The organism is Actinacidiphila glaucinigra (genome assembly GCF_035918135.1).
In the GTDB taxonomy this organism is placed as follows: domain Bacteria; phylum Actinomycetota; class Actinomycetes; order Streptomycetales; family Streptomycetaceae; genus Actinacidiphila; species Actinacidiphila glaucinigra.
In genome coordinates this window covers 3,408,037-3,429,512 of record NZ_CP109144.1, presented here as the reverse complement: position 1 = coordinate 3,429,512, position 21,476 = coordinate 3,408,037, and the positions used below count along the sequence as shown (strand labels likewise).

Annotated in this window: 18 protein-coding genes; 8 read left to right on the top strand and 10 right to left on the bottom strand. The window is 72.3% G+C overall.

Translation table 11 applies throughout. The features are described 5' to 3' along the window. Positions 1-244: 244 nt before the first annotated feature. Positions 245-949: a 4'-phosphopantetheinyl transferase family protein gene (locus OIE69_RS14920; protein ID WP_326572434.1), complete on the bottom strand. Its 705-nt coding sequence runs from the start codon at positions 947-949 to the stop codon at positions 245-247. Beyond that, a complete protein-coding gene (locus OIE69_RS14915) occupies positions 946-1,371 on the bottom strand; it encodes a RidA family protein (protein WP_037733209.1) in 426 nt (141 codons plus the stop codon). Before OIE69_RS14915 ends, OIE69_RS14920 begins: the two co-directional genes overlap by 4 nt. Positions 1,372-1,514: 143 nt before the next feature. Here OIE69_RS14915 and OIE69_RS14910 point away from each other — a divergent pair, with 143 nt between their 5' ends. Both OIE69_RS14910 and OIE69_RS14905 read left to right on the top strand, forming a co-directional pair. Next, the gene (locus tag OIE69_RS14910) at positions 1,515-1,730 is read left to right on the top strand and encodes a DUF6296 family protein (RefSeq protein ID WP_018563588.1); all 216 of its coding nucleotides are present in this window, start codon (positions 1,515-1,517) and stop codon (positions 1,728-1,730) included. Positions 1,731-1,950: 220 nt separating this feature from the next. Then, on the top strand, positions 1,951-2,787 hold the full coding sequence (locus OIE69_RS14905) for an acyl-CoA thioesterase (RefSeq protein WP_326572433.1): 837 nt from the start codon (positions 1,951-1,953) through the stop codon (positions 2,785-2,787). A gap of 108 nt (positions 2,788-2,895) precedes the next feature. Here the strand turns inward: OIE69_RS14905 and OIE69_RS14900 are convergent, their stop codons facing one another. The 5 genes from OIE69_RS14900 to OIE69_RS14880 form a co-directional block, all read right to left on the bottom strand. Continuing rightward, complete coding sequence (locus OIE69_RS14900; RefSeq protein WP_326572432.1) at positions 2,896-3,984, bottom strand: S1 family peptidase; 1,089 nt, start codon at positions 3,982-3,984, stop codon at positions 2,896-2,898. Positions 3,985-4,339: 355 nt separating this feature from the next. Beyond that, entirely contained in the window at positions 4,340-5,278 is a 939-nt protein-coding gene (locus OIE69_RS14895; protein ID WP_326572431.1) for a serine hydrolase, read from the bottom strand. A 129-nt stretch (positions 5,279-5,407) separates the two neighbouring features. Beyond that, positions 5,408-6,037, bottom strand: coding sequence for an alpha-ketoglutarate-dependent dioxygenase AlkB (locus OIE69_RS14890; protein WP_326572430.1), 630 nt, complete (start codon positions 6,035-6,037; stop codon positions 5,408-5,410). A gap of 34 nt (positions 6,038-6,071) precedes the next feature. After that, the gene (locus tag OIE69_RS14885) at positions 6,072-6,962 is read right to left on the bottom strand and encodes a sigma-70 family RNA polymerase sigma factor (RefSeq protein WP_326572429.1); all 891 of its coding nucleotides are present in this window, start codon (positions 6,960-6,962) and stop codon (positions 6,072-6,074) included. 122 nt (positions 6,963-7,084) lie between these two features. Beyond that, positions 7,085-7,795, bottom strand: coding sequence for a DUF2470 domain-containing protein (locus OIE69_RS14880; RefSeq protein ID WP_326572428.1), 711 nt, complete (start codon positions 7,793-7,795; stop codon positions 7,085-7,087). 170 nt (positions 7,796-7,965) lie between these two features. Here OIE69_RS14880 and OIE69_RS14875 point away from each other — a divergent pair, with 170 nt between their 5' ends. Beyond that, positions 7,966-9,906 (top strand): S9 family peptidase, encoded by a 1,941-nt coding sequence (locus OIE69_RS14875; protein WP_326572427.1) that lies wholly within the window; start codon positions 7,966-7,968, stop codon positions 9,904-9,906. Positions 9,907-9,918: 12 nt separating this feature from the next. On the opposite strand, the gene OIE69_RS14870 is transcribed toward OIE69_RS14875, so the two are convergent. Then, positions 9,919-10,569 carry an isochorismatase family cysteine hydrolase gene (locus tag OIE69_RS14870; RefSeq protein WP_326572426.1) on the bottom strand — a complete coding sequence of 217 codons (651 nt, stop codon included), beginning with the start codon at positions 10,567-10,569 and terminating at the stop codon, positions 9,919-9,921. Between the two features lie 570 nt (positions 10,570-11,139). Between OIE69_RS14870 and OIE69_RS14865 the strand changes: the two genes are divergently transcribed. The 5 genes from OIE69_RS14865 to OIE69_RS14845 all read left to right on the top strand — a co-directional run bounded on the left by OIE69_RS14865 (position 11,140) and on the right by OIE69_RS14845 (position 18,287). Further along, positions 11,140-12,396 carry a DUF6777 domain-containing protein gene (locus tag OIE69_RS14865; protein WP_326572425.1) on the top strand — a complete coding sequence of 419 codons (1,257 nt, stop codon included), beginning with the start codon at positions 11,140-11,142 and terminating at the stop codon, positions 12,394-12,396. Positions 12,397-12,470: 74 nt separating this feature from the next. Further along, on the top strand, positions 12,471-14,975 hold the full coding sequence (locus OIE69_RS14860; protein WP_326572424.1) for a DUF4132 domain-containing protein: 2,505 nt from the start codon (positions 12,471-12,473) through the stop codon (positions 14,973-14,975). Further along, entirely contained in the window at positions 14,972-15,295 is a 324-nt protein-coding gene (locus OIE69_RS14855) for a hypothetical protein (RefSeq protein ID WP_326572423.1), read from the top strand. The genes OIE69_RS14860 and OIE69_RS14855 overlap by 4 nt, the downstream gene beginning before the upstream one ends. A gap of 131 nt (positions 15,296-15,426) precedes the next feature. Beyond that, entirely contained in the window at positions 15,427-17,535 is a 2,109-nt protein-coding gene (locus OIE69_RS14850) for a TPM domain-containing protein (RefSeq protein ID WP_326572422.1), read from the top strand. A 38-nt stretch (positions 17,536-17,573) separates the two neighbouring features. After that, complete coding sequence (locus tag OIE69_RS14845; RefSeq protein WP_326572421.1) at positions 17,574-18,287, top strand: PspA/IM30 family protein; 714 nt, start codon at positions 17,574-17,576, stop codon at positions 18,285-18,287. 394 nt (positions 18,288-18,681) lie between these two features. On the opposite strand, the gene OIE69_RS14840 is transcribed toward OIE69_RS14845, so the two are convergent. Both OIE69_RS14840 and OIE69_RS14835 read right to left on the bottom strand, forming a co-directional pair. Beyond that, positions 18,682-19,920, bottom strand: a complete 1,239-nt coding sequence (locus tag OIE69_RS14840) for a restriction endonuclease (protein WP_326572420.1) — start codon at positions 19,918-19,920, stop codon at positions 18,682-18,684. A 218-nt stretch (positions 19,921-20,138) separates the two neighbouring features. Next, positions 20,139-21,440, bottom strand: a complete 1,302-nt coding sequence (locus OIE69_RS14835; RefSeq protein ID WP_326572419.1) for a restriction endonuclease — start codon at positions 21,438-21,440, stop codon at positions 20,139-20,141. Between the last annotated feature and the right edge of the window lie 36 nt (positions 21,441-21,476).

Sequence of the window (21,476 nt, the reverse complement as noted above, 5' to 3'; positions counted from 1 at the left end):
TCGCCGGCGCCGGCTCACGGACCGGTGGGGATGCCGACCGAAGGCGAGCGCCGACGGCCTCCGTCACCGCGGTCGCCGAGCGGCCCGCGTCGCTTCCGCCGTCGCGTGCCACCTCCGGTCGCCGGCGCCGGACCGGTCCGCCGGAAGGCGGCGACGGCGCTCGGCCACGCGCCTCGTCGCGGAAGGGAGCACGCGCCCCGGCGCCGGCTGCCGGAACGGCGGCGCGAACGGGGCCGGGGGGGCCTCAGCCCAGCCGAACGGCGACGGCCGCGCGGTGGCCGTCCCCGACGGCGACATCCGAGAGCGACCAGCCCTCGGGGCCCGCGGCGGGGGCGGGGCCGGAGCCGACGTAGTCCTCGGACGGGTCCCTGGACAGGCCTGTTCCCAGGCCTTTCAGGTACGCCTCCTTGCGCGCCCACGCCCGCGCGAAGGCCTCACGGCGCTCCACCGGCGGCAGCACCCCGAGCTCGTCCACCTCCGCCGGGTGCAGCGAACGCCACACTCCGTCCACGGCCTCCTGGCCGGGCAGCGCCTCCACGTCCACCCCCACCGGGCTCGCGGCGAAGGCCAGCAGCGTCAGCTCCCGGGAGTGCGAGAGCGAGAAGTGCGGGCTGCCGCCCTCCACCGCGGGGCGGCCGTGCGGGCCGCCGCAGGACGGGCAGGTCTCCCGGGTCAGCGGCACCGCGCCGGGCCGGGTCCCCAGATAGGCCGCCAGCAGCAGGCGCAGCGCCACGTGCGCGGTGACGTAGCTGGTGCGGTCCCGGTCGAAGTGGAAGGCGGAGGCCCGCTCGCGCTCCTCCCGGTCCAGCAGTCCGGGGGCCAGGTGGACGGCGGCGGCCGCGTTCGCCGCCGTGTCCACCAGGCACAGCCGCGGCGGATCGCCGGGCCCCGGCGGGGTGAGCCGCCGGGCCGCCGCTGCCACGGTGAACCGCTCCGGGACCAGCGTCACGGCCGGGCCGCCGGGCCCGTGGACGCGGCCGGGACGATCGCGAACGCCTCGACCTCCAGCAGCAGTTCGGGCCGGAAGAGCGCCGCCACCTGCACCGCAGAACTGGCCGGGGGCCGCTCGGTGTCGACATACGCGTCGCGCGCCTCGCGGACCGCGGGCAGGAAGGCGACGTCGGTGACGAAGAAGGTCAGTTTGACCACGTCGCCCCAGCCCGCCCCGGCGGCCGCCAGGCAGCGGTCGAGGTTGGCGAAGACCTGGCGCGCCTGCGCCGCCGGGTCGCCCGCTCCGACGAGCTCACCCCGCTCGTCCACCGCGATCTGGCCCGACACGGCGACGAACCGGCCCTCGCCCCACACGACGTGGCTGTAGCCGGTGCCCGGGAGGACTCCCTCCGGGGCGGCGACGTGGGTGAGGTGCGTCATGCGTTCCCCCTTGATGATCGACACCGCTCCATGCTCTCCCACGGGGTCGATCCGGCGCCACAGCGGACGTCATGACCGGTGTCATTGGCCGGTGATTCTCTGGGCATAAATCGTCATATGGGCGGAGACAGGAGGTTCCCCTCATGAGTCATGCCGAAACCTACGATCTGACCTTCCCCGTCTCCGGCGACACCGTGGTCGTCAAGCGCACCGAGCGCAAGGGTGCCGGGGGACACCCGGTGTACAGCGACGACACGGGCATCGTCCAGGCCGAGATCAGCGACCGGGGCGAAGTCCGCATGCTCGCGACGGGCGGGCACCAGCGCCACGACGTCCCCTCGCGGGCGACGCCGCACTGAGCCTCCTGCCGCCCCCGGCGTCCCGGACCGGCCGTGCCCCGGTGCCGGGCGCCCGCGCGGCCCACCCGCCCCCGGTCGCCGTACGTGACCGCGCGGACCGGCGCCGTCGCCGGCGCCCGGCCCGACGTCGCCACCCGGGTTCCCACCGAGTCAATTTGAATATCCAACCCACTGGGCTACCGTGGGTCGGGACACCGAACCCGCATCCCCAGGGGGCGTCATGCCCGGATCGATCACGGACACGGAAACCGCGGACGCCACCGGCACCCCGAGACCCGCGGACGACGGCACCATCCGCATCGACCGCTCCTGGTGGTCCTGGAACGGGGCGCAGGGCGGTCATGTCGCCGCCCTCGCGCTGACCGCCATGCGCGACGACCTGGCCGCGCGGACGGGGGAGCGCCTCCCGGTCCGCACCCTCGGCGCGCACTTCCTGGCCCCCGTCGACGAGCGCCCGCTCCGCCTCGCGGCGACCACCCTGCGCGAGGGCCGCCGTTCGTCGGTGTCCTCGGTCACCGCGCTGCAGGACGACTCCGCGGTGCTCACCGGCGCCGCCGTGTTCGGGCGGAGCGAACCCGGCCCCGTCCAGGCGGGCACGCCCGCGCCCGTCGTCCCCGGTCCCGACGCCTGTCCGCCGCTCACCCTGCCGCGCTCGCTGGCGGCGTTCGCGGCCCACCTGGAGATCCGCCCGGCCGACGACGCACGCCCCCTGGCCGGCGGTGCGCGGGCCGAACTCACCGCCTGGATGCGCTTCGCCGACGGGCGGCCGTTGGACCCGCGGGCGCTGGTCGTCCTCGCCGACGCCCTGCCACCCGCGCTGTTCGCCGTGTGGACCGAGCCCCGCCCGGTACCGACGGCCGAACTGACCGTGCACTTCACCGACGTCCTGGACACCGCGCCCGCCGAGGGCTGGGCCCTCGTCCGCAGCCGCACCGAGCACGCGGGCGGCGGCTGGGCCGTCGAGGACAGCGCCCTGTGGACCGAGGACGGACGGCTGCTCGCCCTCGCCCGGCAGGCGCGCGCCGTACGCGACTTCCGCCCCGGCCACCAGGGCTGACCGGCCAGTCCGTGCCCGTCCCCCCACGGACGGCGGCGGCGCCGGACCCCCTCCCGGTCCCGGGGAGGGGCGTCCGGCGCCGCCGGCCGGCCGTGGCGCCGCGAGGGGTCAGCCGATCTCGGCCCCGTACACCTCGAGCGCGTCCGTCACGGGCTGGAAGAACGTCTCCCCGCCGTTGGTGCACTCGCCGCTGCCGCCCGAGGTCAGGCCGAGGGCGGTGCTCCCGGAGAAGAGGGCGCCGCCGCTGTCGCCGGGTTCGGCGCAGACGTCGGTCTGGATCAGTCCGGAGACCGAGCCCTCCTGGTAGTTGACGGTCGCGTCGAGCCCGGTGACCGTGCCGTCGTGCACCTGGGTGGTGCTGCCGCTGCGCTGCACGGCCTGGCCGACGGTCGGGGTGGCCGCCGACGTGATCTCCTGCGTCGAGCCGTTGTACAGGTCGACCGCGCTCGGGTGGTCGACACCGCTGCCGGTGTACTTGACCAGCGCGTAGTCGTGCCCGGGGAACGTCGCGGCCTCGACCGAGCCGATCTCCCCGCCGCCGGAGCTGTCCGACCAGCTCTTGATGTCCACGCCGCAGTGACCGGCGGTGAGGAAGTACGGCTGCCCGTCCTTGACGACGTTGAAGCCGAGCGAACAGCGGGCGCCGGAGCCGAAGATGGCGTCACCGCCGGCGATGAAGGGCTTGAACGCGCCGTTCGACCTCTGAATCCGGGCCGTACCGGCGCCGAGGCCGTCCACCGCCTCGTCCAGCCGGTCCATCCCGGCGGCCGACACCGTCCGGTCGGCCGTCACGACCACCTGGTTGGTCCGCGGGTCGACGGACCAGGCGGTGCCGGGAATGCGGGCCTGAAGGCCCAGGGTGCGTGTGGCGCTGCGCAGTTCGGCCATGGTGTTGGCGACCGTCCTCGGCACGGCGCCCGCCGCGCGGACGGTGTCGGCGGCCTCGGCGCCGAGCACGTTGACGACGAGCCGGTCGCTCCCGGCGTCGTAGTACGACCCCGCGGTGTCCTCGGCGCCCAGCTCCGAGGTGAGGTGCGCGGCCAGGGTCACCGCGGCGGAGGGCGTGAGGCTCCGGGGGGCGGGTGCCGGGCCCGGCGCGGCGTTGGCGTGCGGCAGCACGATCAGTGCCGCCAGTGCGGCCGTCGCGCCGCCGCCCGCGAGCACGGCCTTCCGCCCGGATATTCGACGATGCTTCAAGTCCTGTACCTCCGTGTGGGGGGATGGGTCGACTCAACTGCCGCCAACCCGGAGGAATTTGCGGTCCCAGGCGGCACATCCCGAAAAGAATGCGTGTCCACGCCAAGCAACGCCGTCGAGTATTCCGAGGCCGTTCCGACACCGGCAAGGCGGCATTCCGGTCTCCACAGCCGTCTCACAAGACATCCCGATTCCTCGGATGGAACCTTTCATTCCGCTCCACGGAAGGGCTCCCGGCGCGCTGCGCGACGGGCCGGGCACATCCGGTGAGGACTACACCTGTCCGGTAACCGCCCCCCGGAACGCCGGCCGGCGCCCCCGCGGGTGCGTCTGCCGGATCGCCGGAACAGGGCCGCTACGTGCCCGGCGGTACGGCGGGGATCGCCTCCTGCGGCGTACGCGTCGTCGACTGCGTCCCGGCGGCGGTCGCGGCCGGGTCGAGGTCCCTGTGGACCACGCGGGCGACCGCCTCGATCGTGGCGACCCCGGCGTTCATGGTCCGGTTGTCGTGGGTCAGCACCGTGAGGGAGTAGTCGTGCCCCGAGCCGGTGAACGCGCCGAGGCTGTGCACCCGCCAGCCGTGGGTGGCGCGCGGCAGCCAGCCGTTCTTCACGTGGACCGTCACGCCCCGCGGGGCGCCCGCGGGCGTGCCCCAGCGCTGCGCGGTGACCACCTTGTTCATCAACTTCAGGATGTACGCCCGGGAGTTGTCGCTCAGCACCGAGTTCTTCGCCGTCACCAGGTCGAGCAGCCGCTGCTCGTCCCCGGCCGTGATCTGTGTGAGCCCCCAGTAGCCGTTGCTCCCCGGCACGGTGCGGGTCATCCCCGCGGCCTTCAGGAAGCCCTTGACCTTGGCCACTCCCAGCTGCCGCCACAGCTGCGTGGTCGCGGCGTTGTCCGATTTGGTGATCATCGCCGTGGCCAGTTCGACCTCACGCGAGGTCAGGTAGCGGTTGTGCTTCTTGTTGTCCCACAGCAGGGTGGCCAGCACCGTCACCTTCACGGTGCTCGCCGAGTCGAACCGCTGGTCCGCGCGGAGCGTGCACACCGTCTTCGTTCTGCGGTCCCGCAGCGACAGGGCCACCGTCGCCGTCCTCCCGCGCAGCGCGCCGGCGATGTCCGCGCTCAGCTTCGCCGCCAGCCCCGCCTTGCCCGAGGTGCACACCACCGCCGGTGCCGCCGCGGCCGCGCTGCCCGCGCCCGTCCCCGCGACGGCGGTCGGCACGACCGTGCCCACCACGACCGCGGCCGCCACCGCTCTCCCGGCGCGCCGCGCCGTCCGTCCCCGTTCCATGGCCCCTCCCCGTTCTCCCCGTCGGCCCGTCGCCGGGCCCTCGAGGACGTTGACTCGCGGTCGCGGGGGAATGGTTGTACGGGGACGGGGCCGTTCCCCAGATGGGGCGGAGGGGGAGCGGAGGAGGGTTCAGCGGACGCCGCGCGTGCGGAACTGGATGCTGATCCGCGGCCCCACGGCACGGGTGCTCTTGGGAATCGCGTGCTCCCACGTCCGCTGGCAGGAGCCGCCCATCACCACGAGGTCGCCGTGTCCCAGCGGCAGCCGCATCGAGGCCGCGCCCCCGCCGCGGGGCCGCAGCGCCAGGTCGCGCGGGTCGCCGACGGACAGGATCGCCACCATGGTGTCCTGGGTCGCCGACCGCCCCGTCCGGTCACCGTGCCAGGCGACGCTGTCCCGGCCGTCGCGGTAGAAGCAGAGCCCCGCCGTGACGAAGGGCTCGCCGAGCTCGTCGGCGTAGTGGGCGTCGAGGGCGGCGCGGGCCTCGTCGAGGACGGGGTGCGGCAGCGGATCGCCCTCCCCGTAGAAGGCCAGCAGCCGGGGCACGTCGACCTCCCGCTCGTACATCTGGCGGCGTTCGGCCCGCCACGGCACCGCGCCGGCCAGCTCCCCGAACAGGGCGTCGGCCCCCTGCAGCCACCCGGGCAGCAGGTCGAGCCACGCCCCGCTGCCCAGCCCGGTCCGCCGGAGGCCGTCCAGCGGACCGAGCAGCAGCTCGTCGGTCTGGTCGAAGAGCGATCCCTGGAGCGGTGCGGTCATGGCTCCAGGGTAACCCTTCAATCGAACATGTGAGCTATTCTCCGAACGCGGCCGGGTCGAGCCCGGCCAGCCGCTCGGGATCGGCCAGGATGTCCAGCTCGACGACGAGGCCGTCCACGATCGTGAAGCCCAGGACCGACACCACCCGCCCCTCCGCCACGGCGACCACTCCCGGTGCCCCGTTGACCAGCGCCGGCCGCGCGTGCAGGGCCGCGTGCCGGAAGGTGAGCGCCTGGTTCGCGACCGTCCGTGCGCCGCGCACCTCCCGGGCCGCCCCCGGGAAGGCGGCGCCGGTGTCCGCGCGCAGTACGACGTCCGGGTGCAGTACGGCCACCAGGGCCTCGAAGTCACCCGCGTGCGAGGCCGCCAGGAACGCCCTGACGACCTGCCGCTGGCGGCCCAGGTCGGCGTCCGGCACCGGGGCCGCCCCCTGCACCCGGCGCCGCGCCCGGCTGGCCAGCTGCCGCGTCGCCGTCGGCGTGCGCCCCACCATCGGGGCGATGTCCTCGAAGGGCACCGCGAACATGTCGTGCAGCACGAAGGCGAGCCGCTCGGCGGGTGACAGCGTCTCCAGTACGACCAGCAGCGCCAGCCCCACCGAGTCCGCCAGCAGTGCCGCCTGCTCCGGGTCGCCGGCCGCGTCCGGCGGGCTCACCACCGGGTCGGGCACCCGTACGTCGTCCAGCGGCGACTCGCCCCGGGAGGTCCGCGAGCGCAGCATGTCCAGGCACACCCGGCCCACCACGGTCGTCAGCCAGCCGCCCAGGTTCTCGATCCCGTCCGCCCCGGCCCGGTTCAGCCGCAGCCACGCCTCCTGCACGGCGTCGTCCGCCTCGGTCAGCGACCCGAGCATGCGGTACGCCACCGCCCGCAGGTGCGCGCGGTTGTCCTCGAACCGCTCCGCCAGGAACTCCTCGTCGTCCATCGGTCCCATTCCCTCGTCGCGTTCCCTCGGCGCACTGACGAACCGGACGCGTCCAATGTGACAGAGGGGTCCGACAGGGCGGGGCGCCGCGACGAAGGGGCGGGGCTGCGTCGGCCGCCGGATCACCAGCCGGCGAACAGCCGCCCGCGGTGCGAGGCGCGCCGCGCGCTGTTGAGCAGCGCCTGGATCTGGCTCCCCGCCTGGTCCGCGGCCTCCAGCCGGGACGGGAAGGGCAGCCGGGCGTCGGTGTGGCCGTTTCCGTACTCCACGCGCAGCGTGATCCCGTAACGGTCGACCGCCACGGGCAGGACCCTCCGAGCGCCGGCGACGGGGGCCGGCCGCACCAGCCGCAGGAGCAGCGGCACCAGCTCCGCGTGGTCGTCCACCAGGTGCGTCAGCATCCCCGCCTCGGTCGTCGCCAGCGGGTCGGCCTCCGCCGTCGTCAGTTCCGCCAGGCCCACGGAGGCGGTGCCCTCCGCCGTCTCCAGCGTCGCGTGCGCGAACTGCACGCACTGGCTGTCCGGGGCGTCCGCCCGGTACGGCGCGGCCGTCCGGCCCGTGACCGTCACGCGGGCCCGCACCCGGTTCCGTACCGGGGTGGGGGCGACGTCGGTGAACTCCAGCGAGATCGGCGTGCCCTCGGGGTCGAAGGCCGTCTCCAGGGGGTGCAGGTGGACGTGGCCGGCGAGTGCCCGCGCGGTCAGCCGGGTCACCTCCGTGCGTTCGCGGTCGGTGACCACGGTCATGGAGTGGGCCGAGGCGAGGACGGACCGGATGCGTTCGGCGTGCGTCGGCCGGGCGGGAGCGAGGGGGGCGGTGGTCTTGCTGCGCATCCGGATCTCCGCGGTGGTTAGGTTAGGTTTGCCTAACCTAACCATATGTGCCCGGGTGTCGCCATCCCCGAGGTACGCGCCCTGGCCGCGGCGCGGACCGCGGGCTGCGGCAGGATGTGCGCCGGTCCCCGGAGAGGACGGGGGCCCAAATGGACGCTGTGGAGGGCGCATTGACGGCACAGAGCGAAACCCTGGCACGGACGGTCGTGGACAGCGTCATACCGATGTTCCCGGCGGTGTCCCCGGACGGCCGCACGGTCGTCCACACGGCCCGGCCCCTTGCCAGGGCGGACCGTCCGGCCAGCACCCTGTGGGCGGCACCCGCCGACGGCGGCGCCCCGGCACGGCAGCTGACCGACGGCACGACCTGGATCGGCGCCCCGCGCTGGACCCCGGACTCGGCGGCCGTCCTGTTCACCACCGCCGGGCAACTGCACCGCGTACGCCTCGCCGAGGACGGCGGACCGGACGGCCCCGCCGAGGCGCTCACCGCCTGGCCCGGCGGCATCGCGGACCACCTGCCGCTCGCCGACGGCCGCACCGTCGCCCTGATCGCCGCCGACGAACCCGACGGGGCCGAGGACGACGACGTGATGGTGTGGACCGAGCGGACGGGCCCCGAGCCCTCCGCCCGCCTGCGCCTGCTCGACCTCGACAGCGGCGCCGTCCGCACCGTCGGCGCCCTCGGCGACCGGCACGTCGTCGAGGTGGCCGAGCGTCCGGACGGCGGCATGCTGGCCGTCCTCACCTGGGACTGCGCGGAGGAGGACCCCGGCGCACTGACCGCACGGCTCCATCTCGTCGACACCGCCGCCGGCGCCGTCCACGACCTCGGCCCCGCCGGGCACGCGGCACGCTCCCCGGTCTGGTGGCGTGCCGAGGACGGCTGGCACCTCGCCCACCTGGCCACCACCCCGCCCGGGCTGGTCGGCTCCCCGGCCGTCCTGGACCGCGCGGTCCCCGACGACCCGGGGCACCAGGCACCGCCCGAGGCACGCGACCTGACCGCCGGCATGACCGTCTGCCCCAGAGAACTCCTCCAGGTCGAAGCCGGCCCGCCCCTGGCCGTCTTCGCCGACGGCCTGGACACCGCGCTGTTCCGGCTGGACCCCGGCGACCGGCGCTTCCGCCGCCTGCACTCCCGCCCGGGCATCGTCCACGCGCTCACCGCGAGCCGCACGGGCGGGACGTTCGCCGTGCTCGCGGGCACCGCGTACGAGCCCAAGGACGTCCACGCCGGACCGCCCGACGGCCCGCTCACCCGGATCAGCGACACCCGCCCCGAGCTCCGCGACATCCCCTGGGGCAGCCAAGAACGCCTCTCCTACAAGGCCTCCGACGGGCTCGCCCTCGACGGCCTGCTCCTCCTGCCGCCCGGCCGCACCCGCGCGGACGGCCCCTTCCCGATGATCACCATCGCGCACGGCGGCCCGTACGGGCGCTACACCGACGAATGGCAGTTCCACATCGACCTGCCCCCCGGCCAGCTCTTCGCCACCGCCGGTTACGCCGTCTTCCTCCCCAACCCCCGCGGCGGGGAGGGCCACGGCCACGCCTTCGCGGCCACCGCGGTGGACGGAGCCGTCGGCGGCGCCGAATGGACCGACATCACCGAGGGCATCGACCTCCTCGTCGCCCAGGGCGTCGCCGACCCCGACCGCCTCGGCATCGGCGGCTGGAGCCACGGCGGCTACCTGGCCGCCTGGGCCGTCACGCAGACCGACCGCTTCACGGCCGCGATCGTCGGCGCCGGCATCAGCGACTGGGGGATGCTGGGCGCGACCGGCGAGCAGGGACCCGTCCTCGAGTCGGCGGGCAGCGGCAGCATCGGCTGGGAGGGCCCCGGGCCCCACGTCCACGACCGGGTCAGCCCGATCTCGTACGTCTCCCGCATCCGTACCCCGGTCCTGATCCTCCACGGCGAGGACGACACCAATGTGCCCGTCTCCCAGGGCGCCTTCCTCCACCGCGCCCTGCGCCACCACGGGGTTCCGCACGAGTTCGTCGTCTACCCCGGCGAGGGCCACATGATCGGCGGACGCGGCCACCTGCTGGACCTGCTGCGCCGCACCCTGGCCTGGTACGACCGCTGGCTCACCCCGCGGCCCTGACCTGTGCCGTCGCTACCGCCCCGCCCCGTACTCCTCGGGGCAGGGCGGGAGCACGTCGAGGAACTCCTCCGTGGTGAGGATGGCGTGGGCGTAGACCGGCGCGTTCACCTCGAAGGTCGCCTCCATCTCCGCCGGGCTGAAGGCGGCGATCGCGTCCCGCACCAGGGTCACGTGGTAGCCGAGCTCCTGGCCGAAGCGCGCCGTGGTGTCGATGCAGGTGTTGGCCCGCATGCCGATCAGCACGATGCGCGACACCCGGTGCTGCTTCAGCTGGAAGTCCAGGTCCGTGTTGGCGAAGCCGCTCGACGACCAGTGCTCGTGCACCCGGATCTCGCCGTCGACCGGCTCGAAGTCGGGATGGAACTCACCGCCCCAGGAGTCCCGCGCGAAGATCTGGCCCTTGACGCTCGCCTCCTGCGCGGGGGAGAGGTGCTCCCAGTCCTGGTAGTCCCCGGGGGCCGTGCGGCGGTGCGCGACGAAGAACGTCCGGATACCGCGGGCCCGGGTGGCCGCGAGCACCTGCCGCATGTGGTCGAGCAGCCCCACCTGCTCGGCCACCGTTTTCGCGCGTGGCCACAGCTTTCCGCCGTCCGACAGGAAGTCGTTGTACGGGTCGATCAGCAAGAGTCCGGTGTTCGCGCTGGAGTATCCCACTGCTTCCATGTACCGATTCTCGTCCGGGACCCGAAGGCTCACCTGCGCAGCAGGTCAGAGCCGGTGCGGGCGGTCAAGCCACGAAAGGACGGGACATGACCCGCGGCGTGCTCCGGTGTTCCCTGGCGGAGAGAGTTTTGCGAATGCCCCACTGCCGAAACGCCCGTGAAACATCGAGCCGTTCCGGAATCCCGGCGCCGGTTCACCCCTCCCGGCAAGGGCGCACATAATGGGATGGGAGGGCGCACGGGAATCCACCTCAATTCCCGATGCCCTACGTCTGGGGAGAGTGCCGTGAGTTCCATACCTCCTCCGCCCGATCGCCCCGCCGGCCCTCCGTCCGGACCGCTGTCCGGCCGGCCGTCGGGAGAGCACCCGCCGGTGACACCGGGCCCCCCGCCCCCACCGGCGGCGCCACCTCCCGGCCCACCCCCACCGCCCGGACCACCGGGTCCCCCGGGCCCGCCGAGCGGCACGGGGCGCGGCGGCGAGCCAGGAGAGCCCGGCCGCCACCGCGGACCCCCCGCCCCGTGGTGGCGGGCCCGCCGCACCCTCGTCACCGCGGGCACCGCGATGGTCGTGGCGGTCGCGGTGATCTTCGCCTTCTCGTTCCTCGGCGGCACCAAGGGCGGCGGCGAGATCTTCCTCCAGAACGCCTCAGCGGCGGGCCCCGACCCCTTCACCCCCTCCACGGCGGGCGAGTCGGGAACCGCGGTCACCCCGACCATCACCCCCAACGAGTCCTCGGCCCCCGGCGGCACCCTCAAGGTCAGCGGCGCCCACCCGGGGCTCTACAGCGGCAAGCAGAACAAGGCCGCGTGCGACGTCGAGAAGCAGATCACGTACCTCACCGGCGCCCCGGCCCGCGGCAAGGCCTTCGCCGAGACCCTCAAGGTCGGGCAGCAGGACCTCCCCGCGCGTCTGCGCGCGCTGACGCCCGTTCAGCTGAACTGGGACACCCGTGTCACCAGCCACGGCTTCAAGGACGGCAAGGTCACCGACTACCAGGCGATCCTCCAGGCCGGCACCCCCGTCATGGTCGACGACCGTGGCGTGCCGGTCGTCCGCTGCACCTGCGGCAACCCGCTGAGCGCACCCGACGCCGTGGGCGGCACGCCGACGTACAGCGGCCGGCAGTGGGAGACCTTCCGTGCGGCGGGCCTGGTGGCGGTCGTCCCGTCCGACAAGCCGATGAAGACGCTGACGCTCTACGACCAGGACAGCAAGCGCTGGTTCGAGCGCCCCAGCGGCAAGGTCGAGGGCAAGCGCGACCACAAGGTCGAACCCCCCGAGGGCCGGCCGTCCGACTCCTCGGTGCCGGTCCTGCCGTCGCCCTCCACGGGCTCGCAGCTGGAACCGCCGGGGACGACGATGCCGCCGCCGGGCGAGGAGAAGAAGCAGGAGGAGCAGCCGAAGGAGGAGCCCAAGTCGCCCGGAACGCAGGAGCAGTCGCCGGAGAAGGGCAAGGAGGAGTCCCCGAGGAGCGAGGAGCCGAAGAAGGAGGATTCGCCGAAGGGCGAGGAGCCGGAGAAGGAGGAATCGCCGAAGCAGGAGGAGCCGAAGTCCCCGGGCACGCAGGAGGAGTCCCCGAAGCAGGAGCAGCCGAAGTCCCCGGAGCAGCCGGAACAGCCGGAGCAGCCGAAGACGCCCGAGCAGCCGAAGCCCCCGGAGCAGCCCGAGAAGCCACCCTCCGAGCCCCCGCAGCAGGAGCCCGTACAGCCCGAACAGCCGCCGGCCCAGCCCAAGTCCTCCGGCGGCGACACCGGCGACCAGCCCCGGCAGCAGCCTCCCGCCCAGCCCAAGTCCCCCGTCGAACCGGACCCCATGTCCCCTTGACGCCCCGCCACCGACCGGCCCCGCCCCCACCCGGGGACGGGGCCGCTGTCGGACCCGCCTGCCACCATCGCCGCATGCTGTACGACACCGTGCCGGCCGAGGCCCGCAGGAACGACGCGCTCGACGACGTACGATCCGAAGCCCTCGTCCGCGCCCGCTGGCTCCTCGACCTCCTCGACCGCGGCCGCGCGGAGTTCCGGCTCGCCTTCGGTCCCCACAGGGGGGAGTACCGGCGGCTGGAGGAGCTGCACGCGGGGGTCCGGGCCGAGATCGACCAGGGCCTCGCGACCCGGGCCGGCGACGACCTGCGCGCCGCCGCCCTGTCCCTTCTGCTGGTGGCCCACCCCGACGGCTCCGGCGTGTGGCACTACCGCGACCGGGTCGCGTCCCTCATATCCCGCCAGCGCGGATGGACGTCCGACGAGGTCGCGGTCATGCTGCTGCGCGTCGGCGAGTACCGCACAGGCCACTGGCTCACGGAAGCCTTGAGCGCGGTGCTCGACGCCGTCGACCGGCTCGACACCGACGGCCGCCGCGCGGTCACCCCCCACCTCCGCCAGGCGTACCGAAGGCTCATGGCCGCAGAAGTCGGCGCGGACGTGCGCGGACGGCTCGGCCGGCGCCTGCGCGCACTGCTGCCGGACGACGCCGCCGCCGGCATGCCGGACGAGCTGATCCCCGGGGACGCCCTGTGGGCCACCGCGCTGCGTGAGCACGCCGACACCGCCCCCACGCCCGAACTGGCCGACCTCGTCCGGCACCTGGCGAGCCTGTCGGGGCCGCGCCCGTCGCAGCGCTGGCGACGGACCTGCCTGGCCTTGAGCGACGCGGCATCGGCGCGCGGCACGACGGCGGAGATGCTGCGGGCACTCGCCGAGGACGCCCCGCTGTGCAGCAGGACGGACGGGGCGCCCACCCCCTGGCACGGGGACGGCTTCCACCTCCACTACGTCGTCGGGCAGAACGACGGCGACCTCGCGCGCGGCGTCGTCTGGGCCGCCTCGCTCACCGCCGGCCCGGCCACGGCCGGCCACCTCACCGCACTCGCCCTGCGCACCGGCGGACCTGGATCCGACGTGATCGAGGACCTCAAGCTCGCGGGAGCGGCGATCAACGCGCTCGCCGGGATCGACGACCCCGCCGCGCTGGAAGCCCTGTGGCGGCTGAAGACGAAGCTCAAGCACCGGGCGCTCCTCAAGCAGCTCGCCACCGCCCTGGCGACGGCCGCCGAACGGCAGGGCATCACTCCGGGACAGCTGATCGAGCGCAGCGTGCCCGGGCACGGCCTGGCCCCGGACGGCACCCTCGTCCGCGAACTGGCCGGCCACCGCGCCCGGGTGGCGATCGAGGACGCCGTCACCGTACGGCTCACCTTCACCGGCCCGGACGGACGGACGTCCCGTACGGCCCCCGCCGCGGTCAGGGCCCGGTGCGCGGACGAACTCGACGAGCTCAAGCTCCTGGCCAGGCAGGTGCGGGCCACGCTGTCGGGGGAGCGGGCCCGCCTCGAAGCGCTGATGTCGGCCGGGCGCACCTGGCCGTACGAGGAATGGCGCCGCCACTACCGCGACCACCCCGTGACCGGCGTCCTCACCCGGGGCCTGATCTGGGAGGCACGGGACACCGAGGGCGACTGGCACGCCGTGGCACCCATGAGCGAGCCACCGGGCGAGCCCTCGGACATCCGGCTGTGGCACCCGATCCACGCCGCGCCCGACGCCATCGGGACCTGGCGCGCCCATGTGGTCGCCGCCGGGCTGCGGCAGCCGTTCAAGCAGGCGTTCCGGGAGATCTACCTGCCGACCCCGGCGGAGGAGGAGAGCGGCGTCTACTCCAACCGCTTCGCCGCGCACATCGTGGACTACCCCCGGCTGTACGCCCTGTTCAAGGAACGCGGCTGGCAGGCCGACTTCCTCGGGAACCACTACGGCGGCCACGACGGCCTGGCCCGCGGCGAGTTCGGCGACGGCGGGTGGCGCGCGTGCCTCCACCACGAGCCGGCCGGCTTCGACGCCGGCGATGCCCCGGACCACGCCGCGACCGACCAGGTCAGGTTCGAGCGCCGCGACGGCCGGCGCTGGCGCGAGGTCCCGCTGGCCGAAGTGCCGCCCCTGGTCTTCAGCGAGGCGATGCGCGACGTGGACCTCTTCGTGGGCGTCACCTCGATCGCGGCCGACCCGACGTGGACCGACCGGGGGGAGGACCGGTACGACGCGTACTGGCGGTCCGCGTCCTTCGGGGAGCTGACGGCGAACGCGGAGATCCGCCGCGAGGCCCTGCACCGCATCGTGCCGCGTCTGAGGATCGCGGACCGCTGCACTTTGGAGGGCCGCTACCTGACGGTCCGCGGGGACCTCACGACGTACCGGATCCACCTGGGCTCCGCGAACGTGCTGATGGCACCCGACGACGCGTACCTCTGCATCGTCCCCGCCCGTCGCAAGGCCGACCGAGGGGTCTTCCTCCCCTTCGAGGACGACCGGCTGGCGCTGATCCTGTCCAAGGCGGCGCTGCTCGCGGCGGATTCCCGGATCACCGACCCGGCGATCCGCCGCCAGATCGAGAGAGCCGCCCGATGACCACGGTGACGTTCCAGGACGAGACGGCCGGGGGCGAGCCCCGCACGGCACTGGAGGTCGGCGGCCTCCCGGACCGCATGACCGCCCGCGACCTCCTCCACCTCCGCGTCCGCGAAGAGGTGACGCGCCACAACGCGGACCCCACCGCCACCCCCCTCGACCGGCCCACGGAAGCCGCCCGTGCGGAACACGCCTTCCTGTCGAACGCCTTCTTCATCCTGACCCCCACCCACCAGGTCACCGAGCTGGACGAAGTCATCGACCTCACGACAACCCCGACCCTGACCTTCCTCCGCCTCGTCCCGCTGGCCGGGGGCTGACCCGGCCGCCGGAGGGAGCTCGCGTCCAGCGCCCGCAAGCGGCCGTCCAAGCCCCGGAGCGGCCCCGGTCGCGGTGGGTCAGAAGGGGTAATACGCTCACAAAGGTGAGGCCGCACCGGAGCCGAGAACCGATGCACACAGGCGTTCGCACCTCGCACACCCTGCGTCTCGCGTACGCCCTCATCAGCGCACTGACGACGCTGTGCTGGCTGGTTCTGCCCGCCGCAGACGCCCGGGCCGACGACCCGATCGTGCTGTCGCGGACCGGCCAGATCACCGACAAGGTGGACGCGCTCGGCGACCGCGAGGGCGCCGTCTCGACGACCCTGAAAGATCTCGACAACGCGCACCGCGTCCAGCTCTACGTCGCCTACGTACGCGACTTCTCCGGCCGATCCGCCCAGAACTGGGCCGACGCGACCGCCGAGCGCAACGGCCTCGGACTGGACGACGTACTGCTGGCCGTCGCCACCCACGACCGGCAGTACGCGTACTCCGTGGACCAGGACTCGCGGCTGACCGACGCCCAACTGCGAGACGTCGCGCAGACCGCGGTCGAACCGGCGCTGCGGCAGAACGACTGGGCGGGGGCGGCCATCGGCGCGGCGGACGGCATCGGCGCGGTCCTCGCGGGCAGTCCCGTGCCCACGCCGGCGATCACCCCGGGCGCGGCCGACCCGGGTGGGGCCGGCGGCTTCAGGGTCACGGGTGGTGAACTCGTCCTGCCCGTCGTGGTGCTCGGAGCCCTGCTCGCCTTCGCCTGGTACGCGTACGCGCGGCGCAGGCAGCGCCCTGAAACCCGTACCACCCGGGGCGGGGGAGGCTGGGGCGGGCGGGCGGAGCAGGCCGTGCCCCTGCCCGAACTCGACCGCCGGGCCCGGGAACTGCTCGTCCAGACGGACGACGCGGTGCGCACCAGCAGCGAAGAACTCGGTTTCGCCACGGCCCAGTTCGGCGAGGAGGCGGCCGCGCCCTTCGAGGAGGCGCTCGGGTACGCGGAGTCGGAACTCACGGCGGCCTTCCGGCTTCGCCAGCAGCTCGACGACGCGATTCCGGAGGACGACGCGGCCAAGCGCCGCATGCTGGACGAGATCATCGCGCGCTGTACCGAGGCCGATCGCCGGCTCGACGCGGAGGCCGAGGGCTTCGACCGGCTGCGCGCGCTGGAGCAGAACGCGCCCCAGGCGCTGGAGCACGCCGAGGCGAAGCTGCGGGACGTCACCGGCCGCACCGACACCGCGCAGGCCACGCTCACCGCGCTCGGCACGCGGTACGCGCCCACCGCGGTCCAGCCCGTCACCGGCCATGTCGAGCAGGCCAGGGACCGGCTCGTGTTCGCCGCGACCCACCTCGGCCAGGCTCGCGAGGCCGTCGGGGCGGGCGCGGGCGGCACGGCCGCGGTGCATCTGCGGGCCGCCGAGGGCGCCATCGACCAGGCGGGCACATTCGTGGACGCCGTCGGCCGGCTGGCGAAGGAGCTCGCGGAGGCGGCGGGCAAGCTGCCCGGCGCGCTGACGGAGACCGAGACCGACCTCGCGGAGGCGCGGGGCATGCTCGCGGGCACCCCCGAGGGCATCTCCACAGCCGACCTGCACGGCCGCATCGCCCGCGCCGAATCGGTCGTCGGCGAGGTGCGGACGCGGATCGCCACGGGATCGTACGACCCGATCGAGGTGCTGCGCCGCGTGGAGGAGGCCGACGCGAGCCTGGAGGACGCCCTCGCAGGAGCGCGCGCGCACGAGGTGAGCAACCAGAAGGCCCGGGCCCTGCTCGACCAGGCCCTGCTCACCGCGCGCAGCGCGGTGAGCGCGGCGTCGGACTTCGTCACGACCCACCGGGCGGCGGTGGGCAGCGAGGCCAGGACGCGTCTGGCCGAGGCACAGCGCCACCTCGAACTGGCGCAGGGCTCCGCGGATCCCGCCGCGGCGCTCACGGAAGCGCAGCGGGCGGACGCACTGGCCAGGGCGGCGCAGCAGCTGGCCGAGGGGGATGTGGGCAGGTACGGCAGTCCGTACGGCGATGCCATGGGCGGCCGCCGCGGGGGCGGCGGCATGGGCGGTGCGGTACTCGGCGGCATCCTGCTCGGGGAGATCTTCGGCGGTATGGGCCGCGGGGCCGGCGGGGGCATGTTCGGCGGCGGACGCAGCGGTGGCTTCGGCGGCGGGTTCGGCGGGGGCGGCCCCGGCAGCTTCGGCGGTGGGGGGACGCGCGGGCGGAGGGGTGGTGGCGGCAGGTTCTGAGCGGCAACTCGGGGAAGCGAGAGCGAGAGGTTGGCCCCATGACCAAGCAGACGATCCTCGGCCGCGTCGCGCAGCTGGCGAAGGCGAACATCAACGCCCTGCTGGACCAGGCGGAAGACCCGCAGAAGATGCTCGACCAGCTGATCCGCGACTACGGCAACAACATCAGCGAGGCCGAGCAGGCGGTCGCCACCACCATTGGCAATCTGCGCCTCTTGGAGCAGGACCATCGGGAGGACGTGGAGGCGGCCGGCGAGTGGGGCATCAAGGCGCTGGCCGCCAGCAGGAAGGCCGACGAGCTGCGGGCCGCCGGTTCCGGGGCCGAGGCGGACGCGTTCGACCGCCTCGCCAAGGTGGCGCTGCAGCGGCAGCTCCAGGCCGGGCGCGAGGCGAAGGACGCCGAGCCGACGATCGCGACGCAGGGGGAGGTCGTCGACAAACTGAAGACCGGCCTCGACCAGATGAAGGTCAAGCTGACGGAACTCCACTCGAGGCGCGACCAGTTGGTGGCCCGCGCCAAGACGGCCCAGGCGCAGAGCCAGATGCTGGACGCGGCGGAGAACATCAATGTGCTCGACCCGACCACGGAGTTGAGCCGCTTCGAGGAGATAGTGCGCCGCGAGGAGGCGAGGGCACTGGGCAAGCAGGAGCTTGCCGACTCGTCACTGGAGGCACAGTTCGAGCGACTCGACAGCATGGGCGACGCGGCGGAGATCGAGGCCAGGTTGGCCGCACTGAAGGCCCACGCCTGACCAGCACCCCCGCCGCGGGCACCCGCGGGTGGGCGGCAGCCGTCGCCCTGGGGCTGCCGCGGGGCCCATGATGCAGGTCGGGTGGTCGCCGGCCGCCGCACGCGACGCGAGCCGGCGGTTGCCGGCTGCTCTGAACACGAGGCCCGCCGGGCATGCGGGCTCCCGCGCAGCTCCGGCAGGATTCGAACCCGCGCACACGGCTCCGGAGGCCTCGTGCATTGCCCAGTTCTCCGCAGTTCAGCGTGTCCTACAGCCTCTGTCGCGAGATGCCTGTCCACAAATTGGCCATGAGCTGAGGAGTCAGTCACTCAGGCTGGATCTCTTCTGGCGCCTGTTGGTTTCCCGTGCGTTCAGTGCGTGCTCGATGCAGGCGGTCAGCATGTACGAGGTCGCTTCAAACTCCCAGGCGAAAATCCTCGATCTTCTGACGGATCACCTCGCTCGGATCGTTTCCGAAAGACTTAACGGCTAGCATCTGGACGACGTCGGCATCAGTAAGAGTCACGATCATCTTGTCATGTTGCATCCATTGACTCTTAATGGCGTGGACTGCTGACTCTTGTGGATCCACACGCGTCACGATTAGGGCAAATAGCCCGGTTCCATGTTTGGAGAGATAGTTCGCAACTTGAAGCACCTCTCGCTTTTCGATCCCGTGAGTGAAATTCTTGGCGTCTGTCACTACGTAGTCTGCGAAGTACTTGTCTCTGATGAATTTCCAGAACCCAGTCTCGGCGTAATTGGGAAGAATGAAGTCTCGCCGGTTCATCTCGGCGTCGTCCAAGCTCTCCCATGCTGGCGACTCCAAAGGAGGACAGAAGAGATATTCTGCAATGTCTCGACAAAGTCGCTGATAGGCCGACCAGGAACCCCGACCGGCTGGCATATTTGTGAGTTTGGCAGTCAATTCGAGGGCCTCACTCTCCGGAGCGGCATCGAAGTATTCTGGGTCTAGGAATTTGGATGCCTCGTCTCGCAGGCCCGCGGCTACCGACCTCTGAGCGAGCCATTTTCCGTCCCATATTTCGACCCCACTTTTCGTGAATAGCTCCGCGCTCGTGGTCGCCAAGATTCCAGGCGCTGCCACAGCGAGCCGCTGCGTGCGATCTCGATACTCCGCCATTGTCCGGGTAAGTTCGCCGTAATGCTGTAGCTGGTTTACTGCGTCTTCAATGCGGAGGTTCGTCTGCGGTGAAACGCGTTTTGCTTCAACGACGATCACAGAGTCCTGTGACTCTGCGATGATGTCCGCACGGGCACCCGGGCCCAGTAGAACATCCTGTGACACGTTCCAGTATCCCGACTTATTGAGGAGTCGCACAAGAAAACTGGTGAATTCAAGTTCGCTGAAATCATCGACTCCACCTGCAACTCGGAATTCAAGTCGCTCCAGCCAGGTCACCGCATGCGCCTTCCCGCCGCTGAACTCGGATGACCTGAGGGCACGTCCCTGATCCCACCTGTGGGCCGCACCTGCGATTGCCTTGGCGTCGTACTCCCTGCCCTCGTACTCGAGAACGTAAGTACGTGCCTTGCCGAAGCCGTACTTTGACAGGAAGGCTTCGCGCCCCAACTTGTCATATTCTGCGATGGCCTTCAGTACCGACTGCCGTGTGATCGCTCCTTTGCGCATGGCTGCAGAGTACGGCTGGGGACTGACAGAGGGTGGGCGGTTCAATCGCTCACCCAGGGCTGGGATACCCAAGCAGGCTCCGCTCGGTCGGCCTGACCCTCAGCCACCATCGTGGCACGCGGGACCCGTCCGCAGGCGGTCGCTTCTCTAGCCTTGTCGTAGCTGCCAGAGCAGTGCTGTCCGCGGTGCCACGATCCTTGGGCCGTGGCGCGCAGGAGCTACTCGAGCAGGATTTCTTCCGGGCGTCGGTTCGTGACCGAAGTCTCCCGTTGGGTCAGTATGTGCTCGATACAGGCTATGAGGTCTCCGCCGTGGTCATCGCGGGCCATGCTTCTGAGCTCCCGAGCCAGGTTCAACCCGTTGATCAAGACTATCGGGTACTGGTCTTCGACCATTTCTGTCTGTGCAGGCACGGAGTACGCCCCGGTTGTGACGTACACACCGATCCAGCCGCGGCGTAGCCGGGCCACGACGCGAGCGATCTGCTCGGCAGTGACCAGGTTGTCGAGTTTGACGCACTTGGCCTGCCCGAGGACGACGAGACTTGTGCCGGCAAGTCCGCTGCCGATGTCTAGGCGGCCTACGAAGTCGGCCCCTCCATCGCCGGATCGACGGGTCAGCCATCCCTCGACGTAGCTGCTCCCGGCTCCACGCAGCACACGCGCTGCGACCGCGGAGGCGACCGCCTCGAAGTCGTGCTTACGTCCGTCGAAGTGCTTGTAGATCTGCTCCAGGTCCTTGGCCTCGACGGTTCCCGGCGTGGGTCGCTGATCGGGCACCTTGGTCACCTTGGCCCGGGCGACCCGCCGGCGGAGCCTGGGTAAAGCTGAGTTACCGTGGTTGACCCACTCTCGCCAAGCCTGCGGGGCGAGTTCGAGTGATTGCGCGTCGGCCACGGTCTGGTCCCTGCGGGAGTCGATCCATGCCCAGGCGACTTTGTCGTCCTCGGCGGTGAGATCGATGAGGGCGATGTCGTAGACGTAGTTCGTGAACGTGGTGTGATCGCTGCCGCCCCACTGCACCAGACGCTCGGCCCGCTCGATCACGCCCAGTCCGCAGAACTCGACGTGGCCCTTGACCTTTCCGCTGCGCGAGACTGCGCGGAACAACAACAGCGGGACGGCAGTTGCCCGCTCCTCCGGTGTATGCCCCTGGTGTCTGGTGAACGCATCGAGCAGGGCCGCATTGCCGATGGTCTTGCCAGGCGCGACGGTGGTGCTGGCCTTGTGGTCACCGAAGTAGCGGACGTGCCCGTTGTCCATGTCGAAGACGTCGTGCCAAGGCGTCTGCTCGCTGCCAGCCTTCCAGGGACTCGATCGAACGAGAATCACCGGCCGGCGCTCACCGTCGGGATTTAGCACCTTCGCCATGCCGTTGATCCCGGCCTCCAGCAAGGCTCGGGCGCGCTCAGGCGAGTGAGTCACGTGGTGGAAGTTGGGGTACCCCTCGAGCATCGCTGGCTTCGGGTCCTTGCCGGTCGCGTAGCGATAGACCTGGCCAACACGCAACTGACCACCCATGTGCACCCCAAAGCAGAACTGGCCTGACGATCTCCA